We start from the raw sequence: 10,339 nt of genomic DNA on the forward strand, positions 1-10,339 counted from the left end.
ATGAATATTGCAGTGATTTTTGCTGGTGGAGTCGGAAGACGAATGCACACCAAAGATCTTCCAAAGCAGTTTTTGGAAGTATATGGAAAGCCGGTAATAATACATACTCTTGAAAAATTTGAGCATCACAAAGAAATCGATGCCATAGTCATAGCTTGTGTAAATGACTGGATTCCATATATGAATGAGCTGATAGGAAATTATCATCTCACTAAAGTAAAGAGCGTTGTAAAAGGTGGAGAAACAGGACAGGAATCAATATATAACGGTCTTGTGGCTGCCAAGGCAATTGCCTATGAAAAAGCAATAGTTCTTATACACGATGGAGTACGTCCGTTTATTACTGAAGAGTTAATATCAGATAATATTGCTTCGGTAAAAAAATACAACTCAGCTATAACCACAACTAAAGTTACAGAAACAATTCTTGTAGTAAATAGTGATTCATTGATTGAAGAAGTTCCAGAACGTGGTAATTCCAGACTTGCAAAAGCACCGCAGAGTTTCTACTTGGATGATATTTTAGCAGCACACGAAAAAGCAATTGCTGAGCAACGAAATGACTTTATAGATAGCTGTACTTTAATGCAGCATTACGGATACAAACTTCACCTGGTCGACGGCCCGATTGAGAACATCAAGGTTACGACACCGCAGGACATTTTTACAATGAGGTCGGTATTTGAGGCTAGGGAAATCTTATGCATGCAAGAAAAAACAGAATTTGAGGGTTCAAAATGATAGATTTAACAATAATAATTCCTCATTACAATACTCCTCTTCAATTGGAAAAATTGATTCAATCTATAAATGTTCATAACAATGTTCAGATAATAGTTGTCGATGATAATAGTACTGACAATTTGGGAAAACTGGAAAGTGTTAGACAAAAATATAGTTCATATGTTGAGTTTTATTGTAATAAAACAGGAATACAAAGTGCTGGGGCATGTAGAAATACTGGTTTAAAGCATGCAAAAGGCAAATGGCTAATGTTTGCGGATGCAGATGATTTTTTTATTGATTCATATTACGATACGATATCTAAATATTTTAATTCAGAATTTGATCAGATTATTTTTAATGTGACGAGTCAGTATTCCGATACAGGGGAAATTGCCACTAGGCATCTTGTGCATGCTAGAAAGATAAATGACTATTTAGGTAATCCAAGTGAAAAAAACTATTATCGCGTTATTAAGCGTTTTGCACCTTGGGGAAAGATGATAAGAAGGGCTGTTGTAGAAGAAAACAATATTATATTTAGTGAAACTTTACATAGTAATGATCAGTTTTTTTCAACGCAGGTTAGTTATTATTGCAAGCAGACTGTCATTGATGGAGCCATTATTTATTGCATAACTAGAGGGAAGAATTCATTGACAACTGTAGTATCGAAAACTGCATATATGTGTCATGTAAATGAAACGATAAAATGTTATTGTTTTTCCAAAAACAAATATTCGAAGAAAGTATTAGGCTATTTTAATTATAATGCGTTATTGATATTGTACGATGGGTTAAAAAGAGGGATAGATATTAAAACGTTGCTGTGGGCATTTATTAAATTGGTTAAAGGTGGAATCCCACTTATTACTTGTAATTATTTTAATCCAATATTCGTTTATACCGAGTTAACCAGTAATAAAAAACGATATGGTAAGGATAGAAAGTTTTTTGTAGAAAAATAGATGAATAAAAGAATAGATAGTTTACTAAAGAATAAAAAAGCATATATGTATATTATCGCGGTGATAATAATTCTTTTTTATTTGCCATGCTTTATGTATTCAAATATTCAAGACGGTGATGAATGGCCTTCGATAGCAGCTGTTATGAAGTTGGCTGGAATTGATTGGTCAGGCTCGATGGCTGCATATGGAATATGGCATGGATATGGGCATATTTTTTTTCTTGCTCCAATTATTGCATTGTGCAAAACATGGGTGCAAATGTATGCTCTGATTAGAGTTTACTCTTTAATAATATGGATTATTATTGGAGAGCTAGTTTTTATTTTACTTGATGAATTGGGGATGGACTTAAATAGTTCATTTGTTATATCGATAATTAGTGCTTTGGGAATATTGAAACCTGATTATGGATTGGGCTTAAGTGCTATGACAGAAGAATACTTAGGCTTAATACAAGTGATTGTGGCATTTTTATTCGTTAAACAGGCAAAGATCTCAAATGTAATAAGAAAATCGATAATGATAGGAGTCATATGGTTTTTGTTGGCATATACATTAACAATTCATAGTAGGGCGATTATTCTTATTGTTGGATTCGGGTGTGTATATTTTATATACCTCATTATGAATTTTGGGAAATGGGTATATAGTTCGCTGATTGCATCTTCATGTGGATTAGCGTTAGGAATGACAGTGTATAAATTATTCAACTCATGGTATAAACAAGCTGTAATGACCAATGCATCAGGTGGAACTGGGAGAATGCAAAACAATGCAAGCAACGTGTTAGCATACTCTACAAAGAATTTGTATTTAACGTTTCAAGGCAGGGGGGAAGTAAGCAGAATTGGAGAGCTGTTTTTATCGCTATTGAGTGGATATTCGTTGGTGACATTTGGCTTATTTACGGTATGTGTAGTTAGTGTATTTACATGTTTTTATGATGCTATAAAGAAAAAAATGAAGTTAAGCCCATTGATGGTTGCTTCTGCATGGGGCCTGCTTTGCTTTTTTGGAATGAATTTTGCTTATTCTCTAAAAAATTATATTGATATTCCTGGAAAAGGTAGGCTGTATTTATACTTACGATATGCAATACCATTTTGCATTTTACCGATAGTATTTGGATGTATGTGCTTTTTGCAATTAAAGAATTATAGGAAATATATTATATGTATATCAATAGGAATAAATTTGTTTTTAATGAAATCATTTTTTTTAGATGTGATTCCAGTACTTAAATCTTCAAATATGACTGCCTTGGCTAGCATATACAGATTATATTTGTATAATGGAGAAACACCAAGAGTATATTTTGGTCGCTTATTGGCATTGCTGCTAGTGGTATGCATGGGCATAATAGTGTTAAGAAAAAAGTATCAAATTATATTTATGGTTTTGGTATATTTAGTTTCTTCAGCAATATTTTGGGGAAGTGCAATATCAAAGCATGTAGAGAAAACAAGTATCGTTGCGAATGCAATAAATATGTCTAATATCGTTGTGAGTTGGGCGCATAACAAAAACATAAATGTTTATTGTTATACAGAACAATCATCTGCACCAAGTTATCCAAGGTTCTTGGTTACGATGAATCCAAGAGAAAATATTAATCCAATATCAGAAATTGAAAATATTGATGCAATAAATGGAATTTTATTATCTGATTATGATGGCTTGGAGTTAGATAATGGCAGTTTTTTTAAAATTGTGTTAGATGACAATGAGTTTTTGTATGCAACAAGTATAGACCTTTTAGACGAATGGTTAAAATATTATCAAATTATAGGATGAGAATACTATTGTAAATCTTGCTGTGTATGGAGGAAAACTATAGTAGCTATCTAAAACGAAGTAGGTATAGGGATAATCATTCTGTACAAATTATAATATGAAACAATAATCTGGAAAGGAATGTCAGTAACTATAAGAATGCTGACAAGTGAATTAGTTAGGTCTAATTATGAGTAGAATAATAAATGCAAGACGAAACATTATTTGGGGGGTTTTAAATAAGTTAATAAATATTTTAATTCCATTTGCTTTAAGAACGGCTATCATATATTTTTTGGGGCATAACTATCTCGGGCTAGACACACTGTTTAATTCAATATTGCAAATGCTTAATATAGCTGAATTAGGATTTAGCTCAGCTATTACTTTTAGTATGTATAAGCCTCTTTCAGAAAATGATACAGTTGAAGTATGTTCAATACTTTCTTTGTATAGAATAGTTTACAAGATCATAGGATTGAGCGTTTTGGTTATTGGACTAATAATGATGCCATTTTTGCCCAAATTAATAAAAAGTGGCTTGCCTGACGATGTTAATCTGTACTTATTATATTTGGTTTTTTTGATCAACACTGTTTTAGGCTATTTATTGTTTGCTTATAAAAAATCATTACTTTCTGCATGTCAGAGAGAAGATGTAGTAAGTAAAATAACAACGGTTGTTGGTATAATAAAGATTTTCTTTCAGGTATTGATTCTGCTGATTACTAGGAGATACTACGCATTTATTATCGCAATGCCAGTTTCAACGGTTATAGAGAACTTGATAACACAGTATATAGCCATGAAGATATATCCAATGTATACTCCTAGAGGAAGTATATCAAAGGAAAGTGCGGATGTAATAAAAACAAGAATCAAAGGATTAGTTATTAGTCGCTTATGCACTACAAGCCGTAATTCCATGGATAGTATAATAATTTCAGCTTATTTAGGGCTTGCTCAAGCCGCAATATACGGCAATTATTATTATATTGTAGCAGCGGCTCATGGAATGTTAACCACTATTACAAAGTCTATAGCAGCAATAGTGGGCAATACTATAGTTAAAAATACTCCTGAATCTAATTACAATGATATGTTATCTTTCGATTTTTTGTATATGTGGTTAGCTTCATTTTGTACTACGTGCCTAGTTTGTATATATCAACCATTTATGACAATTTGGATGGGAAATGAACTATTGCTTCCTGATGGAATAATGATAATGCTTAGTATATATTTTTATTCTTTATGCATGGGGGATGTAAGAACTACATACTACACAGCATGTGGGCTATGGTGGGAAGGAAGATATAGAAGTATGATTGAGGCAGCTTCTAATATTGTTTTAAATATTTTATTGGGTAAATTGTTTGGAATAGCAGGAGTTGTTTTGGCTACACTTTTCTCAATTATTGTGATTAATTTTGGATATGGAAGTACCATTATTCATAGGTATTATTTTAAAGGCATATCAAGCAAGACTTATTTTAAGAAACAGTTTTATTATGCTTTTGTTACCATAATTTCAGCATTTTTGTGTTTTAAAATTTGCTCTTTACATAGCGTGGTTGGTTTTCCAGCAATTATGCTGGATTTAGCGTTATGCTTCATGGTTTCAAATGCACTTATGATATTGTTTTATTTTAGATTAAGTGAATTTAAAAAGGGAATTGAATTAATTAGTAAGGTCGTAAGATTATAAAAAATATGCCGCGTAAATAATTATTGTGATGGTATATATGGAAATGTATTTTAACACTGGTAATGGAGATATATTAAAAAATGGAATTGTTTTATATAATTATGATTTTAATAGGCAGAGTATTATTACGAAGTTGCTAGTTATCTATTAATTATATCTTTGAAAGCATGGGGTGAGAATGAGTGAGGGATATTTCGATAGACAATAATATTGGTACATATTCTATAGCTAATATTAAGGAAAGCAATCAAGTAAAAGGTAGACTTTATTATATTGATTTTCTGAAATGTATTGGTTTGACATGTATTATCATCGCTCATGTTGAATCTCCAAGCTGGCTTATGATGTTAAGGAACTTTGACGTTCCTCTTATGGTGATATTGTCAGCTATACTTGCACACAAATCATATTTGAAGAATTCTAAATCTAAGACATGTGTTATTGATTATTTTAAATCTCGGATTAAAAGATTAGTTATTCCAACATGGTCATTTTTGGTATTTTACTTTGCATTTAAACTAATTGTTATAGGAAATATTGAGAGTGGAAAAAAAATCCTTGCATCATTTCTCTTGACAAGATATGGGATAAGATATGTATGGATTATTCTTATATATATATATAGTGCGATGTTGATTCCTGTGATAGATAAATATAAATTATCGATCAAAGGCATTGTTGTTGCAATTACATCATATATTATTTATGAAATATCGTACCATTACGGATTTGGTCTTAATGGAGGAGTACTCGAATATTTTTTGAATACAACTTTTTATTATATTGTTCCATACGGTCTAATTACATATCTTGGCTATAATTACAGTAATATGAATAATATAGCAAAAAAGGGCATTTTGGTCACGGCGTTTATAGCATTTATTATTTTTGCTACTTATTATCGAGTTTCAACTGGTTCGTTTCAGTTGGTACAAATTGCAAAGTACCCTCCCAGATTGTACTATCTGAGTTATGGGATTGCTTGTTCATTTGCATTATTATTGATTTGTGAACGGAAGAGCAGAAAAGTATACGAGAACAGGATGGTCACGTTTATATCTAAAAATTCAATGGGAATCTATTTATGGCATATACTTGTTTTGACTATACTTGAAAAAAGCAAATTGTCTATAGCTTGGTTTATTAAGTTGATTGTTGTTTATAGTGGGTCAATTTTTATTGTTGTGATAGTAAACCATTTAGGGGACTTTTTGGAGAGCAGGTATCACATTTCATATATTAAGTATTTACGCGGATAACTGATGGTTTTACAATTTATAAAATTGTGCCTTTTAGGATGTTAAAAAGTCAATCTAAAAGATAATAATGAATTTGAACAGAAAGAATTTGATGAAGTTGCTATAGGAATATTGGATGAGATTGTCTAGACTTGCAAAGATAATAATATAGAAATTCTTTTTTTACACTGCACCTTACCAGGGAGAGTTTCATTATTCAAATGCTACAAGAGAGTATGCAGAACAGAATGGTTGTGCATATTTGGATTTATTTGACTATGTCGATGAGATGGGAATAGATACTAAGACAGATTTTGCTGATAAAGGGCATTTGAATAATGATGGAGCTAAGAAAGTATCAGATTTCCTTGGCGAGTATTTGGTTAATCATTACGAACTAACAGACTTTAGGAATGTGCCGGATAATATATGGGCTAAGAAGAGTGAGTGAAATAGGTGAGGAGTACTTGAGACGGCTTTTGGAAATGACAATATGGAATTAGTATTGGTTTCGGTTGTAAAGAAAAAGACCGCTAATTAGCGGTCTTAAAGAAGAATTATTGATTTTGCTTTTTGTACTTTTCGAGTTCAGCTTTCAGTTGGGCGATGGTTTTTTCATTGTCAGCTATGGTTGAGTGCGCTGCATCAAGTTCTTCCTGAAGTTCATCAATCATGTATTTTACAGTGTTTTGGTCAAGGATTTGAAGCTCTTTTGAAAACATTTCTATCCCCCTTTCTACGTTGAGACATGTTTCATAAAGATCATCGTAAATGGCTTTGAAACGAGGATATTTCTCGATGAGCTGGACGATATATTCAGGTTCATCACATCAAAGGAATGTAAGCCATGCGTCAAGCTTATTCTTTATACCATTATTATGAAGATTGCTAAGGAAAATATCAACCGGAACTAAGATGAAATTTTCCAGAATGTTGACATTTATCCCAGTATCAGAAGTAGTCCTGAAGTTATGAATGTAACAGTCGGGGTGGTTATTAAAAATGCTTGGGCTACTTTCCATGAATACGATTGTATAGACTGGATGAACATCTTTTTTCTTAATGTTGAAATTTTAATAGTGGCTTTATAAATGGTGAGAAAAAGTAGTGAGATTAGTATTTAGAATAATATTGTCAGTAAATTCCATAATGCTTTTAGGTTTCTTCTATAGTCTTACAAATGTAAATGAGGTTAGAGATCTTGTGGCTCCTATGCTATGGTTGGGATTTTCTGTATTTATTTCTTTTTTGTGTGTTATATTAAGCAAACTACTTTCACATGACATGATTGAAGGTGGAATACAATCAGTGGAATTAGCAAATGAAGCATACTTGCCAGTATATTTGGGATATTTTTTCATCGGGTTTTCTATCACGAATATAATACAATTATGGATTGCAGTAATTGTATTATTTATTCTCTTGGTTGCGGCTCAGACAGTTTATTATAATCCATTTTTTCATCTTTTTGGTTTTCGCTTTTATTATATAACTAGGTGTGGTGAAAAGATTTTAGTGATAAGCAGGAGAAAAATACATGGTATAGAAGGGCTGTCTTTTTACGAGCTGAGAAGGATTAATGACTATACATTTATGGATATAGAAAAGAGTGACTAGTAAGATGGGAGTAATTTTCGCAAAGGTTAAGGATAAAGATGAACCGATAAGAAGACTTTTATATTGTGATGATTTATATAATATTGGAATGGTGATGTCATCTATAGATTATTCTACAGATGTTTTACTTGAAGATAATCAATGGTTTAAAATCGGTGATTTTTCAAATAAAGGTTATACCAATCATTTTATTGGGATTCCTGTTGATACTACGTATCCTGTTGGGAAAATTGATATAAATAAGGTGCAGTATATTTGTACATATCAGGAAACAGGATGCTATTTTTATCAACGAGTTATTAAGAGTCGAATTTTAACGAATACCAAACTATTATCATTAAAAGATGATGCTACGCTTATTGAAAAGCAGGATTACATTGTTTTGACAGATGAGCCAGATGCTATTTATTGCCAAAGTAAAGATACATTGTATTTTAAAGATATTGCTAGAATTACACCGATTTTTGGTGGGCTTGAAAAGCTTTTTAAAGAGGCAACAAGAGAAGAAGTTACAACTTTTGTTGATTCAGTACCTGTGGAACTAAATGGAAAATATGATATTGAACATATTGGAAAGCTAAATCGTCAACGTATCACTAAGGCAATGACTATTCTGGAAAAGCTGAATCAAGATGATAGGGAGAAAATTTTTACTTATACCAATGATTATTCAGGTTTATCTCAGAACTGTGGGAAGTTTGTAATATCAAATGAAGAGGAAATGAAAGCATTTTTATTCGGAATTGATCAGAGATATTATACTACTCCAATAGGAAATGAGCGTAGAGTGGCAAACTCTATAATAGCATTACCGGAAAAATGAAAGTAATGAACAAACTTTGGGATAAAAACATGAGTATTCGGCGTTGAAAAATGTTATGTTTACACTTTTTATGAGTGATATGGCGGCATAGGATATATGACACAATAGTGAAAATATTGATAGTTGTAGTGTACATGGCAAAGAAAAAGACCGCTAATTAGCGGTCTAAAAGAAGTATTATTGTTTTTGATTTTTGTATACTTCAAGTTCGGATTGAAGTTGGGCGATGATTTTTTTCTTCTCAGCGATGGCTTTATCTTGGTTAGCGAGGATTTGTTCCTTGTCAGCGAGGGCTTTTTCCTGGTTGACGAGGATTGTGTTTAAAGTATCAAGTTCAAGTTGTGCAGATTTAAGTTCATTCTTAGTTGCATCAAGCTGTTCCCGAAGTTCATCAATCATGTATTTGGCAGTGTTTTGGTCAAGGATTTGAAGTTCTTTTGAAAACATTTCCATACCCCTTTCTATGTTGAGACATGTTTCATAAAGATCATCGTAAATGGCTTTGAAACGAGGATATTTCTGGATGAGCTTGACGATATATTCAGGCTCATCACACCCAAGGAAAGTGAGCCAAGCTTATTATTTATAACATTATTATGAAGATTGTTAAGGAAAATATCAACCGGAACAGAAATTTGGAAGCATATTTGTTTTTATTCCGGTATTAGAAGTGGAGTGCAGTGAGAGGTATTTATCATATGCAAAGAAAAACTATTGAACAAGGAAATATGACGCTTCAGGAAATGCTGAGGCAGCTTCGGAAGGATGCTGGTAAGTATCAGGAAGATATAGCCAAGCTGATCGGAGTTAAGAGCGGCACGTATTCTGCATATGAGACTGGAAGGATAGTGCCTTCTGCGGATAAGCTCTATGCGCTTGCCAAGTATTATGATATTAGTGCGGATATGTTGCTGTCCAAGCTGATAAATGAAGAGAATCTTCCTTATAACTATAAGTCTAGTATTGGTGATAATAGTGGGAATAGCAATGATGGTGGTATTGCATATGGTGCTCCAAATGAAAAAGCGTCGGAACTTCAGAAGGTAAGAGATGATAACAAGCAGCTTGATGAGCTTGTTTACTATTACAAGAACCTCACGCTGAGCCAGAAGAAAGTGGTTTATGATTTGGCTAAAACATTGTATTCTGGCTGAGGTGAGGGAAAATTAGTGTTGTAACAAGCCAACGCTTTTATAAAAGTTGACCGGTGGGAATCTTTTTCGGTGACGTATACAACCAAGAGCATGCTCTAGAGAAATTGTATCTAGGGCATGCTCTTTTGGTTTATATGTAATTGTTAGTGTTTCTGTTTTTTGTATTTTTCAAGTTCAGCTGTAAGCTGGGCAATGGTATTGTCTTTATCAGCAATTGTTGTGTGCGCAGTGTTAAGTTCTTCTTTAGTAGTATCAAGCTCTTCCTGAAGTTCATCAATCATGTATTTTACGGTATTACGATCAAGGATTTGAAGTTCTTTTGAAAACATTTC

At 32.6% G+C, this 10,339-nt stretch carries 11 protein-coding genes and 1 pseudogene; 9 read left to right on the forward strand and 3 right to left on the reverse strand.

Annotation, left to right across the window (positions count from 1 at the left end; all coding sequences use genetic code 11):
* The 6 genes from BM086_RS18440 to BM086_RS18465 all read left to right on the forward strand — a co-directional run bounded on the left by BM086_RS18440 (position 1) and on the right by BM086_RS18465 (position 6,864).
* On the forward strand, positions 1-741 hold the full coding sequence (locus BM086_RS18440; protein WP_092330966.1) for an IspD/TarI family cytidylyltransferase: 741 nt from the start codon (positions 1-3) through the stop codon (positions 739-741).
* A complete protein-coding gene (locus BM086_RS18445) occupies positions 738-1,691 on the forward strand; it encodes a glycosyltransferase family 2 protein (RefSeq protein ID WP_092330970.1) in 954 nt (317 codons plus the stop codon). Before BM086_RS18440 ends, BM086_RS18445 begins: the two co-directional genes overlap by 4 nt.
* On the forward strand, positions 1,692-3,488 hold the full coding sequence (locus BM086_RS18450; RefSeq protein WP_092330974.1) for a hypothetical protein: 1,797 nt from the start codon (positions 1,692-1,694) through the stop codon (positions 3,486-3,488).
* Between the two features lie 169 nt (positions 3,489-3,657).
* Positions 3,658-5,175 (forward strand): lipopolysaccharide biosynthesis protein, encoded by a 1,518-nt coding sequence (locus tag BM086_RS18455; RefSeq protein ID WP_141107790.1) that lies wholly within the window; start codon positions 3,658-3,660, stop codon positions 5,173-5,175.
* 182 nt (positions 5,176-5,357) lie between these two features.
* Complete coding sequence (locus BM086_RS18460; protein ID WP_092330984.1) at positions 5,358-6,434, forward strand: acyltransferase family protein; 1,077 nt, start codon at positions 5,358-5,360, stop codon at positions 6,432-6,434.
* Between the two features lie 241 nt (positions 6,435-6,675).
* A complete protein-coding gene (locus BM086_RS18465; RefSeq protein WP_092330989.1) occupies positions 6,676-6,864 on the forward strand; it encodes a hypothetical protein in 189 nt (62 codons plus the stop codon).
* A gap of 106 nt (positions 6,865-6,970) precedes the next feature.
* Here BM086_RS18465 and BM086_RS21110 read toward each other — a convergent pair whose 3' ends face one another.
* Complete coding sequence (locus tag BM086_RS21110) at positions 6,971-7,135, reverse strand: hypothetical protein (RefSeq protein WP_175560370.1); 165 nt, start codon at positions 7,133-7,135, stop codon at positions 6,971-6,973.
* 385 nt (positions 7,136-7,520) lie between these two features.
* Here BM086_RS21110 and BM086_RS18470 point away from each other — a divergent pair, with 385 nt between their 5' ends.
* Positions 7,521-8,030 carry a hypothetical protein gene (locus tag BM086_RS18470; protein WP_092330993.1) on the forward strand — a complete coding sequence of 170 codons (510 nt, stop codon included), beginning with the start codon at positions 7,521-7,523 and terminating at the stop codon, positions 8,028-8,030.
* Between the two features lie 4 nt (positions 8,031-8,034).
* On the forward strand, positions 8,035-8,853 hold the full coding sequence (locus tag BM086_RS18475; protein WP_092330997.1) for a hypothetical protein: 819 nt from the start codon (positions 8,035-8,037) through the stop codon (positions 8,851-8,853).
* Between the two features lie 177 nt (positions 8,854-9,030).
* On the opposite strand, the gene BM086_RS18480 is transcribed toward BM086_RS18475, so the two are convergent.
* Positions 9,031-9,300, reverse strand: a complete 270-nt coding sequence (locus BM086_RS18480; RefSeq protein WP_092331002.1) for a hypothetical protein — start codon at positions 9,298-9,300, stop codon at positions 9,031-9,033.
* A gap of 251 nt (positions 9,301-9,551) precedes the next feature.
* On the opposite strand from BM086_RS18480, the gene BM086_RS18485 reads away from it, so the two are divergent.
* A complete protein-coding gene (locus BM086_RS18485) occupies positions 9,552-10,007 on the forward strand; it encodes a helix-turn-helix domain-containing protein (RefSeq protein ID WP_092331006.1) in 456 nt (151 codons plus the stop codon).
* A gap of 143 nt (positions 10,008-10,150) precedes the next feature.
* Here BM086_RS18485 and BM086_RS18490 read toward each other — a convergent pair.
* Positions 10,151-10,339 (reverse strand): annotated as a pseudogene (locus tag BM086_RS18490) (PD-(D/E)XK nuclease family transposase); the annotation flags it as partial.

The sequence above is a fragment of the Butyrivibrio sp. YAB3001 genome, assembly GCF_900112195.1.
Classification (GTDB): Bacteria; Bacillota; Clostridia; order Lachnospirales; family Lachnospiraceae; genus Butyrivibrio.

Bases quoted from the DNA above. Each gene is read 5' to 3' on its own strand.
- BM086_RS18440 (WP_092330966.1), top strand. From the start codon at position 1: ATGAATATTGCAGTGATTTTTGCTGGTGGAGTCGGAAGACGAATGCAC.
- BM086_RS18445 (WP_092330970.1), top strand. From the start codon at position 738: ATGATAGATTTAACAATAATAATTCCTCATTACAATACTCCTCTTCAA.
- BM086_RS18450 (WP_092330974.1), top strand. From the start codon at position 1,692: ATGAATAAAAGAATAGATAGTTTACTAAAGAATAAAAAAGCATATATG.
- BM086_RS18455 (WP_141107790.1), top strand. From the start codon at position 3,658: ATGAGTAGAATAATAAATGCAAGACGAAACATTATTTGGGGGGTTTTA.
- BM086_RS21110 (WP_175560370.1), bottom strand. From the start codon at position 7,135: ATGTTTTCAAAAGAGCTTCAAATCCTTGACCAAAACACTGTAAAATAC.
- BM086_RS18475 (WP_092330997.1), top strand. From the start codon at position 8,035: ATGGGAGTAATTTTCGCAAAGGTTAAGGATAAAGATGAACCGATAAGA.
- BM086_RS18480 (WP_092331002.1), bottom strand. From the start codon at position 9,300: ATGTTTTCAAAAGAACTTCAAATCCTTGACCAAAACACTGCCAAATAC.
- BM086_RS18485 (WP_092331006.1), top strand. From the start codon at position 9,552: ATGCAAAGAAAAACTATTGAACAAGGAAATATGACGCTTCAGGAAATG.